General features: G+C 62.7%; 21 protein-coding genes and 8 pseudogenes. 12 read left to right on the forward strand and 17 right to left on the reverse strand.

The window, feature by feature from the left end; genetic code table 11:
• Nucleotides 1-3: 3 nt before the first annotated feature.
• Entirely contained in the window at nt 4-189 is a 186-nt protein-coding gene (napE, locus tag Q5701_RS21140) for a periplasmic nitrate reductase, NapE protein (protein WP_306752905.1), read from the reverse strand.
• 276 nt (nt 190-465) lie between these two features.
• Between napE and Q5701_RS21145 the strand changes: the two are divergent.
• Both Q5701_RS21145 and Q5701_RS21150 read left to right on the forward strand, forming a co-directional pair.
• Nucleotides 466-717 (forward strand): annotated as a pseudogene (locus tag Q5701_RS21145) (IS110 family transposase); the annotation flags it as partial.
• Between the two features lie 16 nt (nt 718-733).
• Nucleotides 734-1,012, forward strand: a pseudogene (locus Q5701_RS21150) (integrase core domain-containing protein); the annotation flags it as partial.
• A 55-nt stretch (nt 1,013-1,067) separates the two neighbouring features.
• Here Q5701_RS21150 and Q5701_RS21155 read toward each other — a convergent pair.
• Nucleotides 1,068-2,600: an MFS transporter gene (locus Q5701_RS21155; protein WP_306752906.1), complete on the reverse strand. Its 1,533-nt coding sequence runs from the start codon at nt 2,598-2,600 to the stop codon at nt 1,068-1,070.
• A gap of 239 nt (nt 2,601-2,839) precedes the next feature.
• Nucleotides 2,840-3,528, reverse strand: a pseudogene (locus Q5701_RS21160) (IS5 family transposase); the annotation flags it as partial.
• 158 nt (nt 3,529-3,686) lie between these two features.
• Here Q5701_RS21160 and Q5701_RS21165 point away from each other — a divergent pair.
• The 3 genes and pseudogenes from Q5701_RS21165 to Q5701_RS23005 form a co-directional block, all read left to right on the forward strand.
• On the forward strand, nt 3,687-3,950 hold the full coding sequence (locus Q5701_RS21165) for a hypothetical protein (RefSeq protein ID WP_306752907.1): 264 nt from the start codon (nt 3,687-3,689) through the stop codon (nt 3,948-3,950).
• Nucleotides 3,951-4,194: 244 nt separating this feature from the next.
• Nucleotides 4,195-4,392, forward strand: a pseudogene (locus Q5701_RS23120) (transposase); the annotation flags it as partial.
• A 2-nt stretch (nt 4,393-4,394) separates the two neighbouring features.
• A pseudogene (locus Q5701_RS23005) lies at nt 4,395-4,706 on the forward strand (transposase); the annotation flags it as partial.
• On the opposite strand, the gene Q5701_RS21175 reads toward Q5701_RS23005, so the two are convergent.
• Nucleotides 4,678-4,917 carry an HNH endonuclease signature motif containing protein gene (locus Q5701_RS21175; RefSeq protein ID WP_306755463.1) on the reverse strand — a complete coding sequence of 80 codons (240 nt, stop codon included), beginning with the start codon at nt 4,915-4,917 and terminating at the stop codon, nt 4,678-4,680. The pseudogene Q5701_RS23005 and the gene Q5701_RS21175 sit on opposite strands and share 29 nt — an antisense overlap.
• On the opposite strand from Q5701_RS21175, the gene Q5701_RS21180 reads away from it, so the two are divergent.
• Nucleotides 4,909-5,130: a hypothetical protein gene (locus Q5701_RS21180; protein WP_306752908.1), complete on the forward strand. Its 222-nt coding sequence runs from the start codon at nt 4,909-4,911 to the stop codon at nt 5,128-5,130. The genes Q5701_RS21175 and Q5701_RS21180 overlap by 9 nt on opposite strands.
• Nucleotides 5,131-5,161: 31 nt before the next feature.
• Here the strand turns inward: Q5701_RS21180 and Q5701_RS21185 are convergent, their stop codons facing one another.
• From Q5701_RS21185 to Q5701_RS21205, 5 genes and pseudogenes are all read right to left on the reverse strand, one after another.
• Nucleotides 5,162-5,470 carry a hypothetical protein gene (locus Q5701_RS21185; RefSeq protein WP_306752909.1) on the reverse strand — a complete coding sequence of 103 codons (309 nt, stop codon included), beginning with the start codon at nt 5,468-5,470 and terminating at the stop codon, nt 5,162-5,164.
• Between the two features lie 217 nt (nt 5,471-5,687).
• A pseudogene (locus tag Q5701_RS21190) lies at nt 5,688-6,397 on the reverse strand (IS3 family transposase); the annotation flags it as partial.
• 102 nt (nt 6,398-6,499) lie between these two features.
• Nucleotides 6,500-7,528: a 2,3-butanediol dehydrogenase gene (locus Q5701_RS21195; RefSeq protein ID WP_306752910.1), complete on the reverse strand. Its 1,029-nt coding sequence runs from the start codon at nt 7,526-7,528 to the stop codon at nt 6,500-6,502.
• Nucleotides 7,529-7,616: 88 nt separating this feature from the next.
• Nucleotides 7,617-9,416 carry an NAD(P)/FAD-dependent oxidoreductase gene (locus Q5701_RS21200; protein WP_306752913.1) on the reverse strand — a complete coding sequence of 600 codons (1,800 nt, stop codon included), beginning with the start codon at nt 9,414-9,416 and terminating at the stop codon, nt 7,617-7,619.
• A 133-nt stretch (nt 9,417-9,549) separates the two neighbouring features.
• On the reverse strand, nt 9,550-11,340 hold the full coding sequence (locus Q5701_RS21205; RefSeq protein WP_306752914.1) for a sigma-54-dependent Fis family transcriptional regulator: 1,791 nt from the start codon (nt 11,338-11,340) through the stop codon (nt 9,550-9,552).
• 349 nt (nt 11,341-11,689) lie between these two features.
• Between Q5701_RS21205 and Q5701_RS23010 the strand changes: the two are divergent.
• Nucleotides 11,690-11,821, forward strand: a pseudogene (locus tag Q5701_RS23010) (ISNCY family transposase); the annotation flags it as partial.
• Nucleotides 11,822-11,847: 26 nt separating this feature from the next.
• On the opposite strand, the pseudogene Q5701_RS21210 reads toward Q5701_RS23010, so the two are convergent.
• Both Q5701_RS21210 and Q5701_RS21215 read right to left on the reverse strand, forming a co-directional pair.
• A pseudogene (locus Q5701_RS21210) lies at nt 11,848-11,958 on the reverse strand (recombinase family protein); the annotation flags it as partial.
• Nucleotides 11,959-12,116: 158 nt separating this feature from the next.
• Nucleotides 12,117-13,787: an IS1182 family transposase gene (locus Q5701_RS21215; protein WP_306752916.1), complete on the reverse strand. Its 1,671-nt coding sequence runs from the start codon at nt 13,785-13,787 to the stop codon at nt 12,117-12,119.
• A 354-nt stretch (nt 13,788-14,141) separates the two neighbouring features.
• Here Q5701_RS21215 and Q5701_RS21220 point away from each other — a divergent pair, with 354 nt between their 5' ends.
• Together Q5701_RS21220 and Q5701_RS21225 are read left to right on the forward strand one after the other, a co-directional pair.
• Complete coding sequence (locus Q5701_RS21220) at nt 14,142-14,405, forward strand: hypothetical protein (protein ID WP_306752917.1); 264 nt, start codon at nt 14,142-14,144, stop codon at nt 14,403-14,405.
• Nucleotides 14,406-14,452: 47 nt separating this feature from the next.
• Nucleotides 14,453-15,196: a nucleotidyl transferase AbiEii/AbiGii toxin family protein gene (locus tag Q5701_RS21225; RefSeq protein ID WP_306752919.1), complete on the forward strand. Its 744-nt coding sequence runs from the start codon at nt 14,453-14,455 to the stop codon at nt 15,194-15,196.
• Nucleotides 15,197-15,300: 104 nt separating this feature from the next.
• Here the strand turns inward: Q5701_RS21225 and Q5701_RS21230 are convergent, their stop codons facing one another.
• Both Q5701_RS21230 and Q5701_RS21235 read right to left on the reverse strand, forming a co-directional pair.
• A complete protein-coding gene (locus Q5701_RS21230; RefSeq protein WP_306752921.1) occupies nt 15,301-18,651 on the reverse strand; it encodes a DEAD/DEAH box helicase in 3,351 nt (1,116 codons plus the stop codon).
• Between the two features lie 528 nt (nt 18,652-19,179).
• On the reverse strand, nt 19,180-19,740 hold the full coding sequence (locus Q5701_RS21235) for a nucleoside phosphorylase-I family protein (RefSeq protein ID WP_306755464.1): 561 nt from the start codon (nt 19,738-19,740) through the stop codon (nt 19,180-19,182).
• A 79-nt stretch (nt 19,741-19,819) separates the two neighbouring features.
• Here Q5701_RS21235 and Q5701_RS21240 point away from each other — a divergent pair, with 79 nt between their 5' ends.
• The 3 genes from Q5701_RS21240 (at nt 19,820) to Q5701_RS21250 (ending at nt 23,276) form a co-directional block, all read left to right on the forward strand.
• Nucleotides 19,820-20,731 (forward strand): ATP-binding protein, encoded by a 912-nt coding sequence (locus Q5701_RS21240; protein WP_306752923.1) that lies wholly within the window; start codon nt 19,820-19,822, stop codon nt 20,729-20,731.
• A 469-nt stretch (nt 20,732-21,200) separates the two neighbouring features.
• Entirely contained in the window at nt 21,201-21,893 is a 693-nt protein-coding gene (locus Q5701_RS21245; RefSeq protein ID WP_306752925.1) for a hypothetical protein, read from the forward strand.
• A 246-nt stretch (nt 21,894-22,139) separates the two neighbouring features.
• Nucleotides 22,140-23,276, forward strand: coding sequence for a hypothetical protein (locus Q5701_RS21250; RefSeq protein ID WP_306752926.1), 1,137 nt, complete (start codon nt 22,140-22,142; stop codon nt 23,274-23,276).
• Between the two features lie 216 nt (nt 23,277-23,492).
• On the opposite strand, the gene Q5701_RS21255 is transcribed toward Q5701_RS21250, so the two are convergent.
• Genes Q5701_RS21255 through Q5701_RS21270 form a run of 4 tightly spaced genes read right to left on the reverse strand, consistent with a single transcriptional unit; the run spans nt 23,493 to nt 26,153 of the window.
• The gene (locus Q5701_RS21255) at nt 23,493-24,515 is read right to left on the reverse strand and encodes a c-type cytochrome (RefSeq protein ID WP_306752928.1); all 1,023 of its coding nucleotides are present in this window, start codon (nt 24,513-24,515) and stop codon (nt 23,493-23,495) included.
• Nucleotides 24,512-25,108 (reverse strand): cytochrome c oxidase assembly protein, encoded by a 597-nt coding sequence (locus Q5701_RS21260; RefSeq protein ID WP_306752930.1) that lies wholly within the window; start codon nt 25,106-25,108, stop codon nt 24,512-24,514. Before Q5701_RS21260 ends, Q5701_RS21255 begins: the two co-directional genes overlap by 4 nt.
• On the reverse strand, nt 25,105-25,491 hold the full coding sequence (locus tag Q5701_RS21265; RefSeq protein ID WP_306752932.1) for a hypothetical protein: 387 nt from the start codon (nt 25,489-25,491) through the stop codon (nt 25,105-25,107). Before Q5701_RS21265 ends, Q5701_RS21260 begins: the two co-directional genes overlap by 4 nt.
• Before the next feature lie 11 nt (nt 25,492-25,502).
• Complete coding sequence (locus Q5701_RS21270) at nt 25,503-26,153, reverse strand: cytochrome c oxidase subunit 3 family protein (RefSeq protein WP_306752933.1); 651 nt, start codon at nt 26,151-26,153, stop codon at nt 25,503-25,505.
• Between the last annotated feature and the right edge of the window lie 67 nt (nt 26,154-26,220).

Here is a 26,220-nt window from a genome sequence, read left to right on the forward strand (position 1 = left end):
GACCTAGTGTCCCGACGGACCAGGCGGTCCGGCGATCATCTGATATATCCAGACAAGAAAGCCGTAGCCGCCCACAAAAGCTACTGCGGCAATTGGCCAGACGCCGAAAGCCAAAAGAAGGAATTGCGCCATCTCTCCGCGGCGACTTGGTCTTTGCTTCTCGGGTTCGGTGGCATGTCGATCCGACATTGCTGCCTCGGTCGCTCCCACAGTTTGACTCTCGGCCAGGTCGCCAAGCTATGTTGCATGCAACGATCCAGCCTGAGGTGCCTTATAAACGCTTCAATATGGGAGGGCTTGTGATAACGAAAAACAACGGATCCTGTGTAAATCACTGTTACATACATCCAGGGTGCGCGCCATCTGAGGAGCAGAAACCTCGCTGCCGGGAAAGGGGCGAGCAATTCCGGTGGTCGCCTTGCACCGCTAAACCAGCAGAGTGCGATGTCCACATTCAAGGATCTCGCGTCCGGGAGGACCATCCGACATCGGCTCAACCGTGGCGGCGACCGGGCTGCCAACAGCGCTTTGCACATCATCGCCATTGGGCGGCTTAGAGCCGACGAGAAGACCATGGCCTATGTCAAGCGCCGGATTGCAGAAGGCCATTCCCGGCTGGAGGCGATCCGCGCCCTGAAGCGCTACATTGCCCACGAAGTCTTCAACATCATCATGCGCCGAAACTACGAGATCAACCGCACCCGTATTGCCGCTTGACAAACAGAAGGGCGTCCGCGGCAGCCAATATAGTTCACATGACTACCGGAGGACTCTGTGCGAATATTGCCTGCAAGCGTCGATGAGCGGCAAAGGCAACTGCTATGACAATGCCTCCATCGAAACCTTCTTCAAAACAATCAAGGCCGAGCTGATGGGGCGCAGGTCATGGGAAGCTCGTCGCCAGGTCCAAACCGCTATCTTCCAATACATCAACGGCTTCTATAACCCGCGCCGCCGGCACTCAGCGTTGGGAGGAAAAAGCCCCTTGGCCTTCGAACGCCAAGGGGCCTAAACGAGCACCTGGAGCGGCACAAACACGTGACAGGTCCAGTCCAATCTCGCCGCCATCACGAAGCGAACTTCCGCTCCGCCGCCGCGTCGTCCTCTCGCGCTCCCGCGAAGGTTTCGGTCATCGCGAGGCTGGTCGTCGGCGCTTCGGCGAGGCCGCTCGAGGCAGGCTCCATGCCCCCCGTCGACGCCCGCCGCCACAACGCGTAGGTCGCCGTCAGACCCGAGGCGACGACGATGACGGTCGTCAGTGCGTTCTCGCCCAGTGACGGCAGCAGGGCCGCGACCAGCAGCGGCCCCGCCACCGCGCCGGCCGAGTTCACCAGAAGCAGCGTTGTCGCGATCTTCACCGCCGGTAGCTCCCCGGCCCGCGCGAACGCCAGCGAATTCGCGACCGTATAGAGCGGCAGGATCAGCCCGCCAAGCAGCGCCATGATTGCGAGAAACAACAGAAGCAGCGTTGTCGCGATCTTCACCGCCGGTAGCTCCCCGGCCCGCGCGAACGCCAGCGAATTCGCGACCGTATAGAGCGGCAGGATCAGCCCGCCAAGCAGCGCCATGATTGCGAGAAACAACAGGTGGCTCGCCGCGCTTGCCTCGGCCACCGCGCTCGCGGCGTCGGAGAGCACCAGCAGCGAACCGGTCAGCGTCACGGCGCCGGTCAGCGCCGCGATGATCGCGATCAGCAGCCGTAGATCCATCCGGTCGGCGATCAGCCCCATGGGGATTTGCCAGATCAACCGGCCGACGAAGAAGGCCGCCACGACCAGTGCGATCGGGCGCTCGCCGACGCCCTTGCCCGCGAGGATCGCCGGCAGGATGGAAAGGATCGCCGTCGTCACGAGACCCGCGTAGATCGCGCCGACCGCGGCCGTCGTCGAGGTGACGACCAGCGCGCCGCCGCGCACCGGGTTGTCCGCGTCGGGGGTCGGCGCGGGAGCAGTCGACGGCGCGCTCGCGCGCGTCAGCGTCACCAGCATCACCGCGGCGTTGAAGCCGAGCGCCAGCAGCGTGACGAACCCGACCGCCAGGCCGTCCCAGACTACCAGCAACAGCTGGCCGAGCACGGCCGAAGCGCCGATGCACCAGCCGTAGGTCGAGTACACGGTCCCCCGCATCCTGTCAGGCGTCGTCGCATTGATCCAGCCGTCGACCGAGGCGAAGATCGCCGCGATCGACAGGCCCATGAAGAACCGAAGTGCGATCCACAGCGTCGGCCACGCGGTTAGGTCGATCACGACGGCCAACGCCGTGCAGAAGGCCGCAGAGGCAGCGAAGGCGCGAATGTAGCCGACCCGCAGGATGCGCGGCGGCTCGGAGAAGCAGCCCACTGCGAAACCGAGGAAATACGCCGCGCCGAAAATCGCGACTGAGGCCTCGCGAGCGCCGTCCTCGAGCATCCGCAAAGGGATGATCGTCGTCATGGTCGCATTCGCGATCGTGACCATAGAGGCCGCCGCGATCAGCGCAGCGAGAGAGACGAGGATCTGCCTCATCCTTGCCACTATAGAGCCGTCGATCGATTTTTCAAGGTGGCCTTTGTAGAGCCGTCGGGCCGCCGTCTCGGTGCCAAACACGCGGAGGTCGGACAAGCGAGTGAGCTCGAAGATCAGCGACTGCGTCAGGCCGCGGGTTACGCTTGAGAAGTAATTGATCGCCCTCCTCTTCGAAGGCCGCGACCAGCGGTCGGGGTAGGCGGACAGTAGCCTGAAGGAACGGCCAGGGATTCATCGGCACGAAAATCGGCGCAAACGCCCCCCGGAATCAATTTTGAGCGGGCTCTTCCCGTCCGTCGGTCAGGTAGACCGCTCAAGAGAACGCCTAAGAACACCTAACAAAACCTTCTGATCTGGTTGAGGCAGATGAGAGCGCAGCCGAGGATCACAAAAGCCTCATGGATGTCGGCGCGCCGCTCGTAGCGGATGGCGAGGCGGCGAAAACGGTTGAGACATGCCAGTGTCCGCTCGATTACCCAGCGATATCTGCCCAGTCTATCGCTGCTGTCGACGCGGCGTCTGGCAATGCGGGGCTTGATGGCGCGTTTTCGGCATTCGCTCCGGCAGCGGTGATGGTCATAGGCCTTGTCGGCGTGGAGCTTGTCAGGGCGCTTGCGCGGACGTCCACGACCGTGGCGCACGCCTGGCACGGCATCCAAGTGGGTGCCAGCATCATGCTGTCGTGCCGGTTGGCCGGGCTCAGCCGCACCCCGAGCGGGGTGCCCCGGCGATCGACCACAAGATGGCGCCTCAAACCCGGTTTTCCGCGATCCGTTGGGTTCGGGCCGGTCTCGGCCCCCCTTTTCGCGGCAACGGCAGCGATGTCGAGGGACGCGCGGCTCCACTCCAGATGCCCGGCGTTTGACAGCCGCTCAAGCAGCACGCGATGGAGCGTGGTCCAAACGCCAGCCGTCTGCCAGTCACGCAGCCTGCGCCAGCAGGTCATGCCGGAGCAGCCAAACTCACGCGGCAGCATCTCCCAGGGAATGCCGGAGCGGAGCACAAAGATGATGCCAGCCTCGGCTTTCGTCGTCATGGGTTTCTTGCTCATCTTCGCTCCATAAGGGCTACGATGAGCCAAAAACCCTCCATCACGCAATCTGCCTAATCTGTCCCATGGGCGCTGACGTCAGACAGGGCAAGCCACATCCAATGGAGCTTTAGACGCGGGGTGTCGCGTATGTGGATGAAGGCCACCGGCATCGCGAGGTGGCGCGGCACTTTCGAGTGTCGCCCAAATTCGTTAACGATCTGGTGAAGCTGCGGCGCGAGACTGGGTTGCTGAGGCCGAGGCGGCAAGGCAATGGTGGGGGACATGACAAGCTCGCCGGCGTAACCGATTGGCTCAAGGCGCGTGTCACCAAAAAGGGCGAGATCACGCTCAACGAATTGGTGGTCGAACTGGACAGAACCCACGACATCGCCGTGCACCGTGCCACTGTCTAGCGGGTGTTGCGCGGGCTCGGGCTGACACACAAAAAATGGCTTGCAGGCGCTTGAACAGAAGCGCCAGGACGTAGCCGCTCTGCGCCATGTCTGGATCGCGAGACGCCAGCCTTCATGGCCAACCATCTGGAGCGATTGGCGTTCGTTGATGGTGAGGCGTGAGCCCGCCACGGTCCGAGGGCCACGCCGAACGGGGTCAAGACGAACATGGCCAAGACCACCGGCTGGGCGCCTCGTCGATCATGCGCCGTTCGGACATTGGCGGAGCCAGACCTTCATTGCAGCTCTGCGCCATGACCGGCTGGACGCGCCTTGGGTGATCGATGGCGCAATGAACGCCGAGATGTTCAACCTTTATACCAAAACCCAGCTGGTCCCGACGCTCAGGGCCGGCGACGTTGTCATTCTGGACAACCTTTCCAGCCACAAGAGCCCTGCCGCCTTTATACCAAAACCCAGCTGGTCCCGACGCTCAGGGCCGGCGACGTTGTCATTCTGGACAACCTTTCCAGCCACAAGAGCCCTGCCGCAGCGGCAGCGCTGCGCGATGTCGGCGCGTGGTTCCTGTTCCTGCCGCCATACAGTCCTGACCTCAACCCAATCGAAATGGCTTTCGCCAAGCTCAAGGCGCTGATCAGAAAAGCCGCCGCCCGCACCTACGATCAGCTTTGGGCTGCAGTTGGCCAGGTCTGCGACCTCTTCTCCGACGAGGAATGCTACAACTGCTTCAAAGCCGCAGGGTATGAGGTCGATTGAATGCAACAGGCTCTAGGCCCCACAGGATCAGCGTATCGACATCGGCTTGAGGCGACACCAGCAACGCACCATCATCGGCAAAGCTAATGAAACCCTGATCAAACAGATGGCCGATGTGGAGACTCAACAGCAACCCATTGTTGCCATCAAGCTTCTCATAGGTGGTTGAGGCGCGCCAGGGTTTGATATGGCTGGCGCGGAGATGGCGCATGTTGGTCACGCCGGTGATGCGACAGGCCCTTTCGAAGCCTTCAAGGTTCTGGCGGTAGATGCCTTGCCCTCGGCGGGCTCTGACGAGTCGGAGCTTTTCAGTTTCACTAAGGTCGGTGCGATTGCGCAGCTCTTGTTCAACCTGATCTGCGGATTTCTCGATTGCCTCGGCTTGTTGGGCCGGCTCGATAGCAGCACTGTGATCGAGCCCTAACCACCGATCCTCCCAGCAAATCTATCACCACCTAAGCCATTTTAACTGGCACGGTTGCAAGATAGGCTCCTTGGTTGCCGTTTCCGTCAGGCTTAATAGGAGAGTATTTTTCGGGCAGGGTCGGCGCCAGGACGTCTATGTGATCTTTCGGGCGCAGTGGCGTGCTTAAGCGCGTAAATTCCACGGGAACGCGCCAGCCCTCGTTGCTCCAGACATTGCCCGCCATACCGAACTCTCCGGGCTTCGGCGCAAGGATCGCGGGAGCAGAACAGATCCCGACAGCTTTGATCTCACCGGCAGCGAAGGCGAAGACGACATAGCCGGGGCGCAGGCGCTTCATGTTTTCATAGAATTCGCTGCGCCTACCATTACTTTGCGCAGTTGGAGACCAAAGGTAGTTGCCTTGCAAGGGCGGGCACTTCGTCGATAACGATGGGGTGCCGGTCAGCGTACCGAGAGAATGCTTCTGCAAAGTAGTGCCAGCTTTGGATACGCTTCGGCTTGTAGCGGGACACTGTCTTTTTCCGAAGCGAGGGAAGCACTTGTGCTTGAAGTGAGTAAACCCAGCCCTCACGCGTCCAGATGTAGGTGATGTCGCCCGCCCACTTCTGGTTCGGGGCACTCGCCGAAAAGTCCTGTTGCAAGAGGTTCGGCGCGATGTTGAAGGCGTGATCGCTGTCTGTGGTGCGCTTGAACTGAGCTGGCTGCGGATGATGCGGATGCCGTTCTGGCGCATCAGACGGCCTAGCCGGCGCTGTCCGACCCGCAGGTCCAGCTCGTTCAGTTCCTCGGTCATCCGCGGCCTGCCGTAGCTGCTAAAGGCTCAGCCGATGCTGTTCGCGGATATGCGCCAGGATCACCATGTCGCGCCGCTGACGGATGGAGGGGGGCCTGCGCAGCCACGCGCGCAACCCGCGATCCGTTACGCCCATCATGCGGCAGAGATGGCTGCGCGAAAGGCTGCCCCGATAGCTGGCAATGAACTGAAACTTCACGGCCTTTGAGCCGCGAAGAACTGAGCCGCCTTTTTTAATACTTCCCTCTCCTCGCGCAATATACGGTTCTCTTTCCGCAGCCGTTCATTCTCGCGCAGAAGATCGGCGTCCCGGTCAGGCACCTTCGCCTCATCGGAAATCGCCCGTATCCACTTGCCGAGCGTCGAAAGCCCAACCCCAAGATCAGACGCAACCTGACGTCTCGTCAGGCCGCTGCTGAGCGCGATGCGAACCGCATCCCGCTTGAACTCGTCGCCGTGTGTCGCTGCCATATCCTGTCTCCTTTGGTGAGAGCATCGCTCGCAGAAGACCGGAACGAAACCGGGGCAGGTCCAGAAGGCGGGCGCGGGTTCATCTTCCGCGGCTTGCAGCTTTCATTCGGGTGCTTCCACGAGGATCTTCACATGGGATTTCTCCGTGGCCAGCGCTTCGAACCCTTCGGCCACGATGTCGTCGATGGCGATCCGCTTGGTTACCAGCTTTTCAGCGCTGAAATAGCCCTGCGTCATGAGTTCCATCTCGGCTGGGTACACGTTGCGATAAGCGATGGTTCCCTGAAGCTGGCGTTCCTTCAGCACGACCGTGTTAGGTTGGAAGGCGGCGTCGGTTTCCCAGATTGAAACGATCAGGGTCTGGCCTTCGTGCCGCGTGGCGTTGATGCATTGCGCCAGAACCTGCGGCACGCCCGTCACTTCGAAGGCAACATGCACACCGCCAGTCGCTTTGCGGATCAGAGCGACGGCATCGGCGGACACCGGGTCTATGGCGGTGTTGGCGCCAAGATCCAGTGCCTTCTGCCGCCGCACCTCGGATGGCTCCACCACATGGATTTGGGCGGCACCGGCGACGCGCAGTGCTTCGACGACCAGCAGCCCGATCGGACCAGCCCCAAAGATCGCTGCCGTGTCGCCGGCCTTGATCTTCGAAAGCGGTACGGCGTGCAGTGCCACGGCGGCCGGCTCCACCAGTGCGCCTTGCTCCATCGAGAGAGCCTCTGGCATCTTGTGGACCATGCGCGCGGGCACCACCGAATAGGCCGCAAAGCCGCCATGCCCACCGGACAGCCCCACGAAGCCCAGCGACTCGCAGAGGTTGTACTTGCCCTCCAGGCAGGCGGAACATGCACCACAGGCGAAGATCGGCTCGATCGCCACCCGGTCTCCTACGGCCAGGCCAGTGACCCCATCGCCCAACTCGGTGACGGTGCCGCAGTATTCATGGCCCATGGTGATCGGTGCCTTGTCGTGGCTGAGTGGGTGGTCCTGTTCCACCGGCACGAAGATCGGGCCTGCGAGGTATTCGTGCAGGTCGCTGCCGCAGATGCCGGTCCAGGCAACCTTGACCTTGACCTCGCCCGCTCTTGGGTTTGGCTCTGCGACGTCTTCGACGCGGATGTCTTTCACGCCGTGCCAACGTGCTGCTTTCATCTTCTTACTCCAAGCTCTTGAGGTATGGGGCGCCCGGCCGGGAGGCAGCCGGGCGCAAGATGCATCACGACAGGTGATGCACCTGCTGCAGGCCGTAGACGGGCGTATTCAACCCCTCCATCCGGGCCTTGAGCTGGAGTGCGAGATACAACGAGTAGTGCCGCGACTGGTGCAGGTTGCCGCCGTGAAACCAAAGGTTCTGCTGCTGCGTGGGTTTCCACATGTTGCGCTGCTCGCCTTCCCATGGGCCAGGGTCCTTGGTGGTGTCCGAGCCGAGGCCCCAAACCTTGCCCACCTTGTCGGCAACCTTTTGGCTGATAAGGTCTGCGGCCCAACCGTTCATGCTGCCATAGCCGGTTGCCATGACGACAAGATCCGCCTGCAGACGCGTGCCATCTGTTAGCACCACAGCATCTTCCTCGAAGTGATCGACCTGGCCTTTGACCAGCTTTACCTCACCGTCAATGATGAGCTGGCTGGCACCCACGTCGATGTAGTAGCCCGAGCCGCGGCGAAGGTACTTCATGAACAGGCCCGATCCGTCCTCGCCCCAGTCCAGTTCAAACCCGGCCTTCTCCAACCCGGCATAGAACTCGGCGTCGCGCTCGCGCATCTGCTTGTAAAGCGGGATCTGGAACTCGTGCATGATCCGATAGGGCAGGGAGGCGAAGATCATGTCGGCCTTTTCGGTCGTCACGCCGTTTGCCAGCGCCTCCTCGGAGTAAAGTGCGCCGAGACCGACCTCCATCAGGCTGTCCGACCGGACGATATGGGTCGAGGAGCGCTGCACCATGGTCACGTCCGCATCCGCCTCCCACAACGCGGCGCAGATATCATGGGCCGAATTGTTGGAGCCGATGACGACGACCTTCTTGCCGGTCCAGGCGTCCGGGCCCTTGTGCTGCGAGGAGTGCTGGATCTCGCCCTTGAAGCTCTCCATTCCGGGGAACTTCGGCATGTTTGGCTTGCCCGACATGCCGGTGGCCAGCACCAGCTGCGTGGGCCTCAGCGTGACCTGTTCGCCATCACGGTTGACTTCGACGGTCCATGTGCCTGACGCTTCGTCGTACTGGGCCGACTGCACCTCCGAGCGGGTCCAGTAGTTGATTTCCATCACTTTGGTGTACATTTCCAGCCAGTCGCCCACCTTGTCCTTGGGCGTAAACACCGGCCAGTTGTCGGGAAACTTGATATAGGGCAGGTGGTCGTACCAGATCGGGTCATGAAGGCAGAGAGACTTGTAGCGGCTGCGCCACTGGTCACCAGGGCGGTCGTGCTTGTCCAGCACGATGGTCGGCACACCAAGCTGCCGCAGCCTTGCCCCAAGCGCGATCCCGCCCTGACCGCCGCCCACGATCACCGTGTAGGGTTGGGTATCATAACCAAGACGGGCCTCCTCGGTTTCACGGCTTTCCTTCCAAGTGGTGCGGTTCTTCTGCGCGCCATGCTCGGCGCCCATGGGGCGACGCTTGCCGCGGTTTTCCTCAAAACCCTTCAGTTCCTGAAGCGCCGTCAGCAGCGTCCAGATACGGTCGTCCTTCAGCCTCATCAGGCCCCAGCCACGCCCCGCCTTGGTCTCGAAGGTGATCCAGGTGGTGATCACGCCGCCCTCCTCGGCAGGGATCTCTCCTGTCTGGATCCGGAAATTGCCGGGCCTCGTATGCTCCAACTGCTGCGACAGCATGTCGGCCACGCCCTCCGGGCCTTCGACTGTCTTCAGGTTCCACGTCACCGACACCAGATCGCGCCAATAGCTGTCGGCGGCGAACAGCGCCTTGGCGCTGTCCACATCTCCTGCGGCCAGCGCGGCATTGAGCGTATCCAGTACCGCCTGCGTGCGGGACGTCACGGTTGAATCAAGCATTGCGTCTCCTCCTCCTATGTTCGGAGAAGTATCGGGTGCGGTTCGACGCACGATCTAGGAAAATACCAGCGCAGGTGCCGAAAATTCGTCCGCTGCGATGCGGCATGTTGCAGACGCAACGCCGCGCAACAATCTAGTCGGGATGTTGCAAACCGGCTCTGCGCATGCGGCGCAGGACGGTCGAGCGATTGACCCCGAGGCGACGCGCGGCACATGACATGTTCCACCCGCAGGCTTCCATGATCTGCTCGAGCGGTTCCTCCGCTCCGGTGGCTTGGGTCATCGCGTCGATGGGTGCGGGAAGATCGGGCTGATCGATCACCCGTCCCTCGCAAAGTGCGACAGCTACGTCGATTACCTGCTCGAGTTCGCGCAGGTTTCCGGGCCACCGGCGGCCGAGCAGCGCAGCGCGGGCCGCGGGCGACAGGCGCATGTCATCAGGTGCACGCCGCCGCAGCAGGCGGTCCAGAAGCGTGCCGAGATCCTGCCTTTGGCGCAGCGGCGGCAGGGTTAGCGTAGCGCCGGCGAGGCGATGGAACAGTGGGCGGGGAAGATCCAGTTCATTAGGGGCGACGCATGTGGTTGACAGCGGCCTGAGGCAGCTGCGGCTGTCCAGCATCGCCGCAAGGGCGGCAGCCGTGTCCTCGGGCAGATCCTCGATCCGGCGCAGCAGAAGCGTTGTCGGGTTGTTCACATCGGCGCAGGTTTCCTGCAGCGCCTCGGCCGACAGTCCGGCGCAGTCGATGCTCAGAAAGCCGCTGGTTGTTCCAACCATGTGGATCGCGCGGGCTAGCCTTGTCTTGCCGGTCCCCGTTTCGCCGGTGATCAGCAGCGGCACGTCGGTGCGCGCCAGCTTCGCCGCCCGCGCGAGAACCTGCTCCATGGTGGGATCGTCGCCTGCCAGCCCCGTCAACGGTCCGCCTTGACGGCTGCTGCGCGGTGCAGTCCGCGGCGCCTGCGGTGCAATGGCATGACCAAAGAGCGCACCGCCATCCCGCATCTCGATAATTCGATCCTCGGTCGGGCGGTCGCGCATCAGGTCTGGAAGGTCATCGACTGTCAGCCCCAGCACATCGTCGATGCGCCGCCCGAGAATGGTGCCGCAATCTGGAAAAAGGCGCCGCGCTCCGCGGGTATAGCCGAGGACCCGCCCCGACCCGTCTAGGCGAACAGCGGCCTCGGGATCGACATCAAGGAATTCGGGGCTGTCCGAAATCCGCAGTACCCAGTCGCGGCGGCCTTCCGCCATAACGTTCGCCATCTCGACCCGCCGTGCCGCATTGGTGACAAGGCTCATCGCAAGGTTCTGGCTGCGCTTTGGCGTCGGCGAGCGCAGCAGCGAGATGTCCAGCACCGCCGCCAGGCCGCCCAAGCTGTCGAAGATCGGTGCGGCGGTGCAACTGAGCGAGACATGTGCATTGCCGAAGTGGTCGTCCTGGTGAACGGTTACCGGCTCCTGCGTGACGATACAGGCCCCGACACCGCAGGTGCCTGCCAGGTTCTCGGACCAGTTCGATCCGAGGTAAAGCCCAGCACCACGCAGGTCATTGACAAAGAGGTCGTCTCCAAAGAAGTCGACGCAGACACCTTTCGCATCCGTCAGGAGAAGGACGTAGTTTTGCCCGGCGACTTGGCGGAACAGGCTCTGCAAGCTGGAGCGCGCCGCCCCGATCATCCATTCCGCTTGCTTGCGGTGATCCCGAAGTTCGGCCTCCGTCACAATATGGGCAGGATCGTTGCGCGAGGGATCCATGCCGTAAAGCTCGACACAACGCCGCCAAGACGCAGACACAAAACTGTCGCGCCCCGTCTGCGTTCCGTCGAGGACCTGCTCGATCTCCTTGACGTGATGACGATCTGTCACTCCGCCCTCCCTAAGCTCAAGCCGAAACCGATAATTCAGGCTAGCACAGCGCAGGCACATCGGAAGACCAGACTTTTGTCCCGTTCCGGCTGGCGGCTGTCCCGTATCTTTAACCTGCGGCTTATAGGCTCACCGATTCACAACCTCGGTTTAAGTAGGTGCGAACCCCGATTTTTGCCCTGCATGTCGGGGCTTGCGGGACAAAGCCCACCGCATACGTGACCGCACCGGAAGGACCCAAAAAGTAGCAGGGTTTCCGGTCCAATCCAGCGGGCGGAGCTAGGACTGGAAACGGGAAGGGTCTGTTGAGCGCGGATTGGCATGGGACTTGCATCCCATGCCACTAAGACAAGCACAATTACGCCTTTCTGTTGCGCCTGCTGCGGAGAGCGCCAAGACCTGCGACTGACACCCCCAATTCCGGGTGCCGAAGCAAGATGCCAGGACAGGCTATGGGATGACCCAGTTTGGCCGGGCCTTGAACGAGCTGAACATCGAGATCCTGTGCGCCAACTCCTCGCAAGCAACGGATGAGATTGAATAGGCCCTTTCTGTGTGTGCCACCGCTCCGGAAGCCGTATCGGCAATGACCCTCTCGCAGCCAGCCGCCAGCAGGGCATCCCTCTGCAGATCAAGGTTCTGCTCGATGGTGGAGACCCGGGCATAGCCGATCTTCAAGGTCGAAGCCCAGGTTTCGTAAGAAAAGTCGTCATTGCGGAGAGTAAACTGCCTTAGTTTTTCTTACCGAGTTGATTTACTTGGAACTGGCAGGTTCTGCAACGAACATGATGGCCTGTAGCCATAGTAAAGAAAACCTCCGGACACTGTTGGCGAATTCAGGGCGAAGTGGCGAGTGCGGCAAAGCGCGAGGTGCGGGTGGGCGCCAGGGGCCGGTCGGCAAGCCAGGCAGCAAGGCGGTCGAGGTTGATGGCCGCGGCAGTTGCCAGGCTCTGCAAGCCGGTCTTCGCCAAGCCACGGTAGCGCGCGCGGCGCAACCCAAAGGCGCGCACCGCCTGCGAGATCGTGCCTTCAACGCCCTGTCGCTGCGCATAAAGCCGTTGACCCGCCTCGGTCGACAGCCTTGCCCGAGTGGTTGCGATCGCCTCGTGCCGGTCGCGCGGGTGCAGCGCCAAGCGCCGGCTTCGACTGCGCGTGCAGCGAGCCCGCGCCAGGCAGGGCTGACAGTCAGTTGGGCTGAAGCTGGCACGGATAAAAGGGCGGCCCGTGGTCCTGTCCCGATACTCCCTCCATCCCCTGCTCTCGCGACCCTCAGGGCAACGTGCGCAATGCCGGTCCCAGTCCACGGTGAAGTCGGTGACGAGAAATGCGCCCTTCTCCTGTGTCTGCCAGTTCTGGACCGGGCGCGGAGGGCCGATGAGATCGATACCGTGGCGTTCGTGGGCTGTGACGAGATGCTCGGCGCTGACATAAGCGGCATCGACCAGGTGTTCGGCCGGAGCCAGGCCCTTGGCGGCGAGCGCGGCGTGGATCGGCTCCGTGCGCATGGCCTCATGGACATTGGCCGGCGTGGTGTCGGCATGGAGCACCAGGTGCGGTGCGCTGGCATCGCAGGTTTCGGTGAGATGGACCATATAGCCGGTCCATTTCGTGCCGCTCTTGGCGCGGAAGCGGGCCTCGGCATCGTAGGGGGACTCGATCCGGTCGCCGTGACCGCGACCCTGTACCGCCCGCAGACGGACCTTTAACGGCGCGCCCGAGCCGGGATCATCGTCTGTACGGTCGAAGTGCCGGTTCCAAACGCGCCGGAGCAGCGCAACGGCGGGCAGGGCCGCGGCCTCGGCTGGCGCATCCGGAGCAGCGACCGCGTCCAGGAGCCGGAAGCCGTCTGTCCCGACCTGAGCCACATAGGCGTCCCGCCTCAACCCACTGGGCGGCAGGCGCCCTTCTTCGACCCGATGATCATAGCGCTTGTGCCAGTCCGGCTCCGCTACCTGCCGAAGCCAGTCAGGTGCTATGGCAGCGAGGGCGTTCAACGCCGCGCGCAGCGTCTCGGCGAGAAGCTCGATCCGGTTGAGATCGCGTATGGCAGCCAGAACGTGTGTGCTGTCAGTGCGCTGACGACCGCGCGCCTTCAGAAACCCGGCCTCCCGGGCCACGTCGAGCACGCAAGCGAGCAGGCGCTCGCCGGCTTCATGGTCAAGCAGGCGGGCCCGGAACTCGCACAAGACGCTGTGGTCGAAGCCCGGGTCGGCCAGATCCAAGGCCAAAAGGTACTTCCAGTCGATCCGCGCCCGAACTGCGTCGGCCGCTTGCCGGTCGGAAAGACCCTCGCGGAACTGCATCAGCGTGACCAATGCCAGACGCCATGGTGCGTAGGCGGGCTGGCCCAGGGCCGGGTAGAGGTCACCAAAGATGGCGTCATCAAACAATGGACCAAGCCGGTCACGCAGGAGCAGGTACGGGTTGCCGTGCGGAAATGCCGCTCGGGCGACGATCTCCGTCTGCGCAGGAATGGTTGGTGCAGGGCAATGTGGACGCAAGGACATGGGAGCTACTCCTACCAGAGGCGCTCGTTTAACGCTCCATTGCCAGCAGGTTCCGACTTCGCCAACAGTGTCCCTCCGTTTTCTTTACTTCTATTCTTCCTTCCGCGGTGACCTTGCCATCCTACATCGATAGCAGAGTGCGTCGTCCTCCTGGCGGGCGACACCTTCGATGCCGAGCTCCTGTTCCGAACATGCTGCGCGTCATGGCGGCTGAGCCGATCTCACCTGGGTCTTGCTACACCTACTCTGCGCCGCGACGGAAATCCATGTCTTGGTTGAACCCCCACGTGGCGTTGATTTTCTTGCCTTCTCGGATTATCTAGTAAGCACTTCCGCTGGCTACAGGTTAGATAGATGCTTCCCGTACTGTCGAAGGTTATGGCTACCGTGAACGCGCCCTACAGCGTGGTGGTAACGCCTGCCCAATTGGCGGTCAAAATTGCCGATCCCGAGAGTGCTGTCGTTTGCGACCATGCGACCTTTGCATTCCTGTCGGAAGTATCTCTGAACCTGCAGCATGCCTTCATCGATGCAATGGCCGTCGACCCGGAAAAGGTTGCCTTGGTGGCGAGGAAGTTTTCTGACCTTGCCGGTTACAGGCTTCCGCTCGCATCTTGATGAACACCCCTCACCCGAGCCGGTGGCTCGAGCTTTTCGAGCAAGCAATGGCGATCGTCGATCAAGCGAATGCAAATGGCATTACCATGAGCGACTGGACGTTCGGTGGTGGCACTGCCCTCATGCTGCAGATCGGGCACCGTGACAGTCACGATATCGACCTGTTTGTCAGTGATGCCCAATATCTGCCTTTCTTGAATCCAGAAACGCAGGGGTTCGAGCTTGGCCTCGTTCCAAGCGGCTACGAGACGGATGGCACAAGGGCGCTCAAGATCGTCTTTGATGGCGTCGGCGAAGTCGACTTCATCTGTTGCCCTACGGTCACAGACCACGCTTTCGAACGGGCAATGGTCAATGGCCGGGAGGTCAATCGCGAGACACCGGCGGAAATACTTGGAAAGAAGATCGTCTTCCGTGGTGCAACACTGCAACCTCGCGATATGTTCGATATTGCCGCCACAGCTGTGGTGCTTGGCGAGGACGCTCTCGTGACCTTACTGAAGCCTTTGGCGGAGGAAAGTGGCGTTGCTTTGAAGGTGGCTCGCCCTCGCGATATGTTCGATATTGCCGCCACAGCTGTGGTGCTTGGCGAGGACGCTCTCGTGACCTTACTGAAGCCTTTGGCGGAGGAAAGTGGCGTTGCTTTGAAGGTGGCTCGCGGGATGAACCCCGACCTGGCCCGAACGGTGATGAGCCGACTGATGGCACGTCCAGACTACCAGGATCTTTATCTAACTGCGCAAGACGTTGCTTGCAGGGTGCTGCAGCGGGTGGTTGGCGAACCAAGGTGACAACCGGCGCTCGGTCACGCCGCTCCGGCAGAAAGCGCAAGACAACGGGACCACATGGGTCGCAGTATTCCAGTTCGCGCAAGGGGCACGTTTGACCGATCATTTCAGCCGTTCAATGGTGCGAAGAGATCCTGCAGTGTGGCCTCGTCCAGGATCGGCAAGCTGCTGTCGGTGCTCTCGTCGAACAGGGCGTCGGCCAGGGCCTGCTTTCTCGCCTGGAGGTCCAGGATCTTTTCCTCGACCGTGCCAGCGGCGACAAGGCGATGGACGAAGACCGGCTTTGTCTGGCCGATCCGATGGGCGCGATCCATGGCCTGGCGCTCGACCGCCGGGTTCCACCAGGGATCGAACAGGATCACCGTATCCGCTTCGGTGAGTGTCAGCCCCACGCCTCCGGCCTTGAGGCTGAGCAGGAAGACCGGGGCATCCCCGCGGGCAAAGGCGTCCAGAACGGCGGCGCGGTCGCGGGTCTCACCGGTCAGGCTGAGGCTGGCAACTCCGGCCGCGCCCAGATCGGCCTCGATCAGGCGCAGCATCTCGACGAATTGCGAAAAGACCAGGACCCGGCGGCCCTCCGCCACAAGCTCGGCCAGCAATTCGCGCAAGCGCTCGCGCTTGGCGCTGTCGGTGACCGAACGCGCGGCCTCGGTCTTGGCCAGGGCCGGATCGCAGCACACCTGCCGCAGTTTCAGAAGCGCGTCCAGCACCGTGATCCGCGCGGCCGCGAGGCCCCGGCTGCCGATTGCCTCGCGCACCCGCTGGTCCATGGCGCTGCGCACCGTCTCGTACAGGGCCTGCTGCGCCTTGGGCAGGCTCACCCGCTCGAGGATCTCTGTGCGCGGCGGCAGCTCCGCGGCCACCTCCTCCTTGGTGCGGCGCAGAAGGAAAGGGCGCAGGCGCCGGTTCAGACGGGCCTGCGCGCTGGCATCGCCCTGTTTCTCGATAGGGGTGCGGAACAGGGTCTGGAAGCGCTTCCGCTCGCCCAGAAGCCCCGGCACCACCCAGTCAAACAGTGTCCAGAGATCCCCGAGTGAATTCTCCATCGGCGTGCCGGTTAGGGCGATGCGCCCCTGGGCCGGGATCTCCCGCAGGGCCTTGGCCAGGTGCGATGCCGGGTTCTTCAGGATGTGGGCCTCGTCCAGAATGACCAGCGGCCATTGCTGCCCGGCCAGCCAGTCGCGATCCCGCGCCAGCAGGGGATAGGTGGTGATAACAAGATCGGTCTCGTCAAGCCGCTCGCGCAGCGCCTTGCGGTCCGGGCCATGCAGGATCAGCAGGCGCAGCTGAGGCGCAAATTGCGCGGCCTGGACCTGCCAGCCATGCAGCAGGCTGGTCGGCACGATCAGGAGCGCCGCGCCCCTGCGGCCCGCCTCACGCCGGGCCTGCAGCAGCGCCAGCGTCTGGACCGTCTTGCCCAGGCCCATGTCATCGGCCAGCACCGCCCCGAAGCCGGCGCTCAGCAGCCCGGTCATCCAGGCCGCGCCAAAAGCCTGGTAGGGCCGCAATTGCGCCTTCAGCCCGGCTGGGGGGTGCAGGTTCTCGCCCCGGGCCAAGGCTTCGAGATGGCGGGCGAGGGGCAGGATGCCGGCATGGTCCGAGAACCGCACCGTGCTTCCCTCCAGCGCCTCCTCCGCACGTCGCGCGACCACGGCATCGGTGGGATGGAGGGCGCCCCATTCGGCATGATGGCTAAGGAACAGATGGAGAAGCGGTGCCAGGGGCGAGAGATCCAGCGCCGCATAGCTGTTCTTGCCCGCGTCGAGATAGATCGGCTGGTCGGAGAGCCGCTGCCTGAGGGTCTCGGCATCCGGCACCGCCTCCCAGTCCTCGCGGATTTGCGCGAGGCAGGCCGCCAGCAAGGGGGCGACATCAATGGACCGGCCACCGATCTCGGCCGTAAAGCCCAACGAGAACCAGTCATGACCCTGAAAGGCCGCACCCCTTTCCGCCCGGGTGGAAACCGAGAGGGACGCGGACTCAGAGCTGAGGCGATAAGGCCATTTCGTCGTCTCGGTGATCTCCCAGCCTTCGGCGCGAAGGGCCGGCAGGAGACCGAAAGCGAAGTGCAAGGCATCGCGCTTTTCGGTCATCCGAAGGCTGTGCAGGCTCATCTCGCCTTCTGCGAAGGTGTAATCGCAGCGCCCCATCCGCTCACCCGGCCAGTGAAACTCCAGCTCCTCGACCGGAAGGGCGCCCGCATCCAGCAGCCGGGTCCTGCAGGAGGCCTCCCATTCATGGTCCCGGATCAGGCTGACCACCTCCCCGGCTACCACAAGGCGCGGATCCGTGCCATCCTCCGGAGCCTCGATCCCGTCATAGGCAAAGCGCAAGCTCAGCGTCGGCAGCAACTGGCTGGCGCCCCAGCCGCGCGGACCGTCCTTCGCCTGCTCGGCCCCCAGGGTCAGCCGGGCGCAGCGCACCTCGGCCGCGCGCCTCACCCGCCGCGTGTTGCGCGGGGGCGGCAGGGACATCCCCGCGATCGCCTCGGGCAGGGCCGCGCCGAGGGACTCGGCCTCCTGCGACGAGACGATCGGGGCGGCGGTGACGATCCGCAGCGCGCCCTCGTCGACCACCTGGGCCAGACGGCCCATGCGACCGCCTTGCCGGTCAAGCCAGATCGTGGCCGCTTCGAGCGACCGGAGTTCGAGCGCCCGCCCGGCCTCGTCCTCGAAGCCCAGCTGCTGGTTGCCATCCGCCGTCATCCGCCAGCCGAGCAGGGCGTCAGGGTGCTGATCGGACCAACGCAGCCGCGCCTCCGGCGCGTTCTCGTGCAGAAACCGGCCGCTGTCGCAGAGCCTGCGCAAAAGCGCAGTGACATCGTCTCCGCGCGGTCGCAGGCGTTCAGGCAGGCCGTAGCTGTAGGGGGCTTCCCAGAGCCGGGTCTGGGCAAGGGCGGATAGCAGGTCGAGATCCAGGGGGCGGATGAACTTGGCGGGGGCGAGGCTCCGCATCTCGCGCAGCGCGTCATAGCGGCGGATGGTCTGGTTCAGCCGGGTCCCCGTGGCATTGATGCGGCCCTTGCAGATGTCGATCTTGACCTGCGATCCGGAGGGCATGAGCACATAGAGCAGGCGGTCCTTGACCGTATCCGGGTAGTCCTGCGGTCGCTCGGCGGCAGGTTTGGGCCGCGGGGCATAAGTGGCGAGGCTTTGGAGCCAGTTGCGTGTTTCAAAGCTCAGACCGGTGCCGACCCCGGGAGAACCGCGCGTGCTCCAGGTGATCAGCGCGGCTGCCACATGCTTGCAGTTGTAGCCTACAGGGCAGGAGCAGATGCCTTCGACCAGATCGCCCCGCACCGCAATATGCTGCTGATAGGACCGACCCCGATCATTCACCACCCGCGCCTGCAGATGCCCGTTGGGCAGGGCATCGACCGATCGCACGAACCCGCGTTGGCTGTAGTCCCTCCCACGTTCCGCCGTATGGCGGTCAAACTGGTCTTCAAACTGCATCATGCACCAACGTCCTATGCCGGGATGCTTGTCTCCTGTCCGTGGCCGAATGATTTAGAACAGGCGTCGGGATTTTGCTCTGTAGGGCTCTGGCTCTATAGATGGAGGTTATGCTGCCTGCTGCTAATGGTTCAAGTGTACCGGGCAGGGTCTTGAGACAGCGCCTAGCGCCGGTCATGCCGCCAGTTTGAACCCGGTGGCTTCGGTTTCAAGGGCCTTCTGCGACAGAAACAAAATCCAAAGCTGACGATGATGTGCTGACACAAAGGATCCCGCTTCGGCCGGCCTTTTCATGAAGCAGGCGGCGATAAGCTGCCTGAATATTCAAAATGGGGCTGGTGGCCACTGAACGATCCAGACCGGGTAAACACTCAGAAAGGTTATACGACAGTCGGTCTAACACAAACAGGTGGTTGGCGGACCTGGACAGTCTTGGTAATCGCCCGAAACGATCGGGGCAGACGGCGGGTCCGAGCCGCCGTCTGCTCTCAGCCCACAGCCGCCGGGTGGGGCTGAGGGCATGTAGCTCCACTACGACTTGGCTACGCCATTCTCGTAGCTGGACCAATCCGAGACAATCGCCTGGGCAAGCGCGTTTCCGACGCGGAACGCATTTTCCGTCGCGGCAGGAAAGCCGCCGGATTTCGCAGCCAGGGACTCGGCCGTGCTCTGTCCGTCATTGGCGCGGTCGAAGTTTGATGCAGTCCGCAGCACGGCCACTCGGTCGAAATCCAATAAGTCCGATTGCGCCCCGCGCTGAAGCGCGGCCAGCGTGGCGTTGTCCTCCATCTGGCTCATGCAGTAATCCGCCTTTCCATCCGTGAGAAGCGAGACGTGGTCCTCGACCTCCTTGGCGGTAATCGCGCCGTGCCAATAGGTATCGGCGGAAACAGAGGCACAGACCGTCACCGCAGGATCGGCCTTCGCAGCGTCCTGGCCATAAGCGCTGCGGTAGGCAGCGGCATCTGCGTTGTCGCTGAGCTCAACACCCTTGCTGGCCTCGTAGGCCGCCTCCACCAGGGCCGGGTTCAACCGGAACACCTCGGTTCCGGCACTCCAACCAGGCTTTTCATCGGGCTTCTTCGCGCCCAGTTCGACGAAATCAGGCCGGGCCGGATCACCGTCCTATGCCCGCAACCTCCCCGACGAAGGGTCCGCACTGGCGATCTCGATGCGGCATGATGTTGACAAATGGATCAACTTCATCGGTCTTCTCAGCACCCAGCCGAGGTCATTGCCGGGCCTGTTTCTGGCCAACATCATCTCAAGTGCGATTGCGATCGCACTGGTTGCGTTCTGGCTTGTGAAACGGGTCACACAGCCGCTCGCCCGTCTTTCTGAAGCGGCCGAGCGCCTGGGACGCAATCTGTTCTCGATGCCGCTTCCCGTTTCCGGTCCAAGCGAAGTGGTATCGGCCGCAACGGCCTTCAACAAGATGCAGCGCAGGTTGATCCGCCTTATCCGCGGCAGGACCGAGTTCCTGGCCGCCATTTCTCATGACCTGAGAACTCCGATCACCCAGATCAGGCTGCGAAGCGAAATGATGCCCGCCTCGCCCGAACGCGAAAAGAACCTGCGCGCGCTCGATGACATCGATGCCATCATCGGCACGTTTCTGAATTATGCCCGCACACTGGACGAGGCCGAGCCCAAAAGCCGCATCGATCTTGGAGCACTGGTCGCCAGCATCTGCGATGATCTGGCCGACGGGGGCGCAATCATTGGCTGCGATTGCGCCTCTGGGATCATCATCTCGTGCAAGCGTGTCGGCATCAAGCGTGCCGTGACAAACCTGATCGAGAATGCCCTCAAGTACGGCCAAGAGGCCCATGTGAGGACATATCTGGTCAAGCACGCTGCCGTCATTTCCGTGGAGGATCGCGGACCCGGGATTCCTGCATCTCAGCTTGAGGGGGTGTTCCTGCCCTTCAACCGTGGAGACGCATCCCGCTCCGCCAACTCCGAGGGTATTGGGCTGGGCTTGAGCATTGTACAGGCGATAGCCGAAGATCATGGTGGCGACGTGCGGTTGATCAACCGCAGCGAGGGAGGGCTCCGCGCGGAGCTCGTTCTTCCATTGTGACAGATGTCTAGACGGCGTGCCGCCTGTCAGGGGCGTGAATTACCTTTGCCACTGTGCAGATCGTCCCTTCTGGTCACGTTCGTATTGATTCGTTTTCTGCCGAATGGCGAAGACCTGAGGATGCGCTGACGTCGCGTTTCCACAAGCAGGCGGTGTCAAAATGTATCAGCAGCCCTGTCTGTCACATGCTGTCACAGCCTCGACAAACACATAGCGAATTCAGGTTCCAAACATCGCCTACCTTGGTTTCGCAGCTCCTGTGGCGATGCCGCCTCCGCTCTCTGAGCAGGCCGTGTTCTGATCACGGGAGAAGGCAAACAAGACCGGCGGCACTGGCCAGAGCGAGGATGCCTTTGTCGAACCGGATGCAACGGAGGATGAGATCAGTGGCGCTTTGGCTGGCACCGGCAACTGAAAGGCGCCGGCCAGACATCCCGAGACCACACTCAGCCAAACTGGAGGAAAGATCATGCTGACCTACAAGAAACTGCCCGGAGCCGGCTTGCTGGCCTTGTTTCTATGCACCGCGCCAGCCTTGGCCCAGTCCGTCTGGGAGAAGGAGGCCTGGGACGCCGACACCGACGGCCTGCTGAGTGTCGAGGAGTTCCGCGAGGGCTTCCGTGAGCGGGTCAACTTTGCCGACTGGGATGATGACGGCGATGGCGTGCTGTCGGAAGAAGAGTTCGGCAGTGGGATCTACAGCCGGTATGATGCCGACTCGACTGATGCCATCGAAGTAACCGAATACGGCGCCTTTGAGCGTGATTTTGGCGACGAGGGCTTTTGGCGCTTCCACGGTGAACAAGTGGTCGAGGCCCGGGAGGAGGCAGAAGTCGGCGCTGGCGAGGAGGTCGCGGATACTGAGACACTCGCCAGTGACGCTGTCCCTGAGGGCGAAGAACCGGCTGAGGAAGGAGCCAGCGTTGAGGCCTGGGATGTTGATGGTGACGGGACCATTCTCAGCGAGGAATTCCAGACCGGCTTCCAGACATGGGGTACGTTCTCTGAATTCGACACGACAGCCGATGGCGGGATCAGCGAAGACGAGCTGACCCAAGGGATCTTCGATCGGTACGACGCGAACGGCACCGGCTTTATCGAAGAGCCGGAACTGGCCGATATCGGTGACGATATGGGTGACGAGGGCTTCTGGGACGTCTGAGCGTCCGCAGCACACCGAAGAAGGCCGGCAACTGCCGGCCTTTCAGTAGAAAAGCTGATAACCATGGCACTCGGTGCAGGCTTGCCGCCTTTGGCAAGATGTCCGCTGAGGCAGATCCGCAGTGACGGGTCGAAACGCGGGCGTAGTCGTGGCCATCGGTACCCGAAATTCCAGTCGTCTGACGTGGTTTCCGTGAAAACCCGAGGAACCACCCGGCCTTGCTGGACGCAAACGAAGGAGAATGACATGACAATCATGAACGGAAAAATGGGCAGCACTGCCCTTGCCGTCGCTTTCGCTCTTCCCTTGACCCTGGGCACCGCCTGGGCTCAGCAGTCTCAAGGCACGGACCAGAGCAGCGAGACGGCCAACCAGTCTCAGGACTCCAGCCAGTCGCAGAGTTCCGGCCAACAGCAGACTCCGCAGCAGTCGTCTCAATCGGCAGGCAGCTCAGGCGGAACCAGCAACGACGGCCAGGCAAATGCCCTTGTGGCAACAGTGGGCGGTGCTGAAATCCGCGGCTCGGATGTGCTGACGGTGATCGGCATGTTGCCGCCGCAGCTGCAGTCGCAGTCGCCGGACATGCTTGTTCCGATCGCGCTGGAGCAGTTGATCATGCGGGAACTCATTTTGGAGAAAGCCCGCAGCCAGAACCTGGCAGAAGATCCCGAGGTCGTCTCCCTGGTCACCGGCTCCACCCAGGCGGCCGAAAAGGACGCGATGGTGCAGGTCTGGCTGGATCGCGAACTGGCAAAGACCGTAACGGACGAGGCTATCCAGAAGTCCTACGACGAAGCGCAGCAGGGCCAAAAGGATTTCCCCCCGCTGGAAGCCGTCCGTCCGCAGATCGAGCAGCACCTGCGCCGGCAGGCGCTGGAGGAGCTTCGCACACAGCTGCGCGAAGGCGCCGACATTGTGCTCTATGATCCCACAGGCAAACCTGTCGAGGGTTCATCATCAGGTTCGCAGAGCAGCGAAACCTCCAGCAGCGGCAACACCACAAACGGCCAAAGCATCGACGCTGCGAAAAACCAGGCCGAGCAATCGGGCATGCAAGGTGTTGAGCCCGTTCAGGGTGCAACCATCCTGAAGGGAAAGGCCTCAACGAATGCCGACGTTTACATGATCGTGGGTCCCTCGGGTGAACTGCTTGCCCTTGCAGCGCCCCTTCCCGCGGACTCTGGAGCCAAGACAGGTTCCACGGAGAGCCAAGATGGTTCCGAAGCTGCTACGGAAGCGGGTGAGCCTGCCGAAAGCGGCTTCATGGCCACACAGGCACAGCCGGCGTCGCCCCAGATGTGGGATCCCTCTTCGGTCGAGCAGGGCATGCGGCAGCTGGAACTAGGGACCCGCGGTGCTGCGGGTGAGGTATCCAAGCCCTGAGAACCTAGTCCCTCGACCTGGCAGGGGCATGCTGACGCAAGACCTTTATGTCTGCCCCTGCCGCCACACGTCCTATTTGCCGTGTCGAGCAACATTCGGTGGTCTGTCCAGAGGCTGTGGGGCGGTGGTCTCGCTTGATAATTCTTTACAACAGATCTCTTGCATTTGCCGCTTTCAACGCCGTGCTCCGTGTGAACCAACCGGCCATTCGGACCATCAGTCACCCTTTCCGGCGAAATAGGCTGCAAGCGCCTTTATCTGCGTATCAGAGAGAGACTGAGCTGCCGCATGCATCAATGGGGCCCGCTCACCGCCCCTGCGCTGTCCTTTGCGCCAAAGAAACAGCTGTTGCTCCAGATAATTTTGTCGTTGTCCATCAAGGCTTGGAATAAGGGGATTGCGATTGCCGGAGCCATGGCAGACTAGGCAGGCAGGCACGTCGGCCGTGCCAGTCTGCGCGAGCATCTCGGCATTGGCAGGCATCTCAACAGGCGCCGTGCTTTCTGTGGCCGCTGGCAGCGAGGACAGGAGGACTGCAAGCCCCGTATCGGCTGAAGGGTCAACCTCGCTTGCCGCATGGGACATGATGCCGCTGGGCCGCGCCTCGGTGCGATAAGCCTTGAGGGCCATCGCAATGTATTCCGGTTCCAGGATGTCCAGCCGGGGCGCACGAAGCGTACCCTGTCTTCCATGGCAACTGGCGCAATAACCCTCGGGCGCAGCGGCAGTGATCGCCGCGTAATCCTCGGCGGTCATTCCGCGCTGAACGGCCGCGAGAAAGGCCACGACTGCCCAGACCTCGTCGCTGCGGCCCTTTACGGGCCATGCGGGCATTCCCGACATTTTGACACCCTGCTCGACGATCCAGAGCATCTCCCCGGGACGCCAATCGGAGACGGCCTCCTCGATCTGGGGTGGGCGAGGCACCATCGATGCGATCGTGGCATCAGTCACCGCGCCGGGACGGGCATGGCACATCCGGCAGGCGCTGTCATAGTGACGCGCGCCCAGTTCGATCAGCGCCGGATCATCCAGGTCATCGGGAACACTGGACGCAGCAGGGGCACGCAGTTCGACGGCGTTCTCGAAGGTCGTGTGCAAGACCCAGTTCGTGATGGCCCAATGGCCGTTCCGGGCAGAGGTGTTGAACAGGCCAAGGAACACCACCGCCGCGCCCGCCAGTGCACCAAGCGCGGCAACGGCTGCCAGGGTGAGGGCGATGGGACACCATCTTCTCATGCGGACACCTCGCGCAGGGACAAGGCGCGGGCGGCAAGTGCTACCCCGGCCAGAAGATAGACGGGCGTACCAATGGCCAGCATCAGCATCCCGCCCACAGCCTGACCGCCAGGATCGGGCACAGTGCCGCAGAAGCCTGCGTAAACGTCACGTGGCGCCAGCGTCAGCAGCGCGCCCAGCAGCGTCATATGCATGGAGGTCAGCAGCAGCCCGCCCGCGCCAGCCAATGCCTGTCCCGCGTCGCCCGTCGCAGCGCCTCGCAGGCATCCCGCCCAGACCGCCAGTCCTGCCAGCAGGAAACTGGCCTGTTCCAGCACAAAGCCCATCGGCAGCCGATAGGCCAGGCCATGTGCGGCAGGCAGGTGCCAGGCCCATACCAACGCGAATTCCATTCCCGCAGCCATCAGCGGCGGGATCGCGAACCATCGTCCAAGCGCGGGAAATCCCAGCACCAGCAATGGGGCGGCCAAGGCGACCAGCACCATGTGCCGGATCATGTGCAGCGGAAAACGCGGTGCATCCTGCAGGGGAAGCAGCCAGATCGCGGCCAGCAGCAGGAGCCCGCCAAGGGCGTATGGCCACCGCCCCCTCAAAGGCAGCTTCCGATGAACAAGGCCGGCAGCGTGACATAGACGACGCCGACGAACGAGATGATCGACAGCAGAAGCGCGGCGTGGCCCAGGAAGCGATAAGGGCCTTCGACGTGATCGTCGTGGTCGTGCGGCGCCCATTGCCGATAGGAATGCCGGCCCTGCCAGGCGATTGCCAGCAGCGCCAGCACGGTCAAGGCCGCAATCGACAGGCGCAGGAAGGTGATCCCCTCCTGCGTGCCGACCTTCGCGCACCACACGGCTGCACCGGCGTAGCAGAACAGGAAATGGAAGGCCCAGACCGTCGGTGCCAGTGCGATGCGGAACAGGCTGCCGGTGGCGCCACGGAACTCGTCCTGGTCTTGGCGGTGGCTGATCCCGGACACGCGATCCCCTTTCATAGCAGCCCCGGCGCAAGTCCGATGACGGCAGCGGTGACAAGCACCGTCAGCACATGAAAGTGCCAGAACAGCGAGACGTTCCACAGATCGGCATCATGGTCGGGGTCGATCTTGCCAAGGACAAGGCCAGCCAGGCAATAGCCCTGCATGAGGACCCCCACCAGCACATGCGTGCCTGTCCAGATCACTAATGCGCAGATCACCGCGGGATAGACATGGCTGGCGGGCGACAGGTCCAGGACCGACAGGACCAGAAGCCCGCCCCCGGCCAACGCGGCCAGCGGGGCCAGGATCAGCACCGCCCGCGCCCCTGCGACGCTGCCCCGGCGGTTGAGACGGCGCGCCGCCACCGTCATGGCCCACGATAGCGTCAGCGCAGATGCGGCCAGCAGCACCAGCAGCCCGTCGGCGTGGTCCGCGCCGGCCGGCGGAAAATCGGTATCCGCCGTCCAGTAGAAGAAAAAGCCGAAGACGATCGACGCAAAGGCCGTCGCATCCCCCAGCATGGTGATCCACATGGCCCACCACCCCACGGATTGCGGCCCGGCGGCATAGGTCGGCAGCCGCAACCCCAGCCCGGCGTCCTTCATCTCTTTCTCGGGGATCCGCGCGGTCGAGGTCCATAGCCAGTAGATGATGCAGGCCACGCCCAGCAGGCCCGAAATCGCCCCTGCGACATACAGATGGAAGGTCGGCAGGATAAAGCAGCCGCCG

The sequence above is a fragment of the Paracoccus actinidiae genome, assembly GCF_030863885.1.
GTDB classification, from domain to species: domain Bacteria; phylum Pseudomonadota; class Alphaproteobacteria; order Rhodobacterales; family Rhodobacteraceae; genus Paracoccus; species Paracoccus everestensis.

Bases quoted from the DNA above. Each gene is read 5' to 3' on its own strand.
- napE (WP_306752905.1), bottom strand. From the start codon at position 189: ATGTCGGATCGACATGCCACCGAACCCGAGAAGCAAAGACCAAGTCGC.
- Q5701_RS21180 (WP_306752908.1), top strand. From the start codon at position 4,909: ATGGCGCATGTTGGTCACGCCGGTGATGCGACAGGCCCTTTCGAAGCC.
- Q5701_RS21175 (WP_306755463.1), bottom strand. From the start codon at position 4,917: ATGCGCCATCTCCGCGCCAGCCATATCAAACCCTGGCGCGCCTCAACC.
- Q5701_RS21185 (WP_306752909.1), bottom strand. From the start codon at position 5,470: ATGAAGCGCCTGCGCCCCGGCTATGTCGTCTTCGCCTTCGCTGCCGGT.
- Q5701_RS21200 (WP_306752913.1), bottom strand. From the start codon at position 9,416: ATGCTTGATTCAACCGTGACGTCCCGCACGCAGGCGGTACTGGATACG.
- Q5701_RS21205 (WP_306752914.1), bottom strand. From the start codon at position 11,340: ATGTGCCTGCGCTGTGCTAGCCTGAATTATCGGTTTCGGCTTGAGCTT.
- Q5701_RS21215 (WP_306752916.1), bottom strand. From the start codon at position 13,787: ATGTCCTTGCGTCCACATTGCCCTGCACCAACCATTCCTGCGCAGACG.
- Q5701_RS21220 (WP_306752917.1), top strand. From the start codon at position 14,142: ATGCTTCCCGTACTGTCGAAGGTTATGGCTACCGTGAACGCGCCCTAC.
- Q5701_RS21225 (WP_306752919.1), top strand. From the start codon at position 14,453: ATGGCGATCGTCGATCAAGCGAATGCAAATGGCATTACCATGAGCGAC.
- Q5701_RS21230 (WP_306752921.1), bottom strand. From the start codon at position 18,651: ATGATGCAGTTTGAAGACCAGTTTGACCGCCATACGGCGGAACGTGGG.
- Q5701_RS21240 (WP_306752923.1), top strand. From the start codon at position 19,820: ATGCGGCATGATGTTGACAAATGGATCAACTTCATCGGTCTTCTCAGC.
- Q5701_RS21245 (WP_306752925.1), top strand. From the start codon at position 21,201: ATGCTGACCTACAAGAAACTGCCCGGAGCCGGCTTGCTGGCCTTGTTT.
- Q5701_RS21250 (WP_306752926.1), top strand. From the start codon at position 22,140: ATGACAATCATGAACGGAAAAATGGGCAGCACTGCCCTTGCCGTCGCT.
- Q5701_RS21255 (WP_306752928.1), bottom strand. From the start codon at position 24,515: ATGAGAAGATGGTGTCCCATCGCCCTCACCCTGGCAGCCGTTGCCGCG.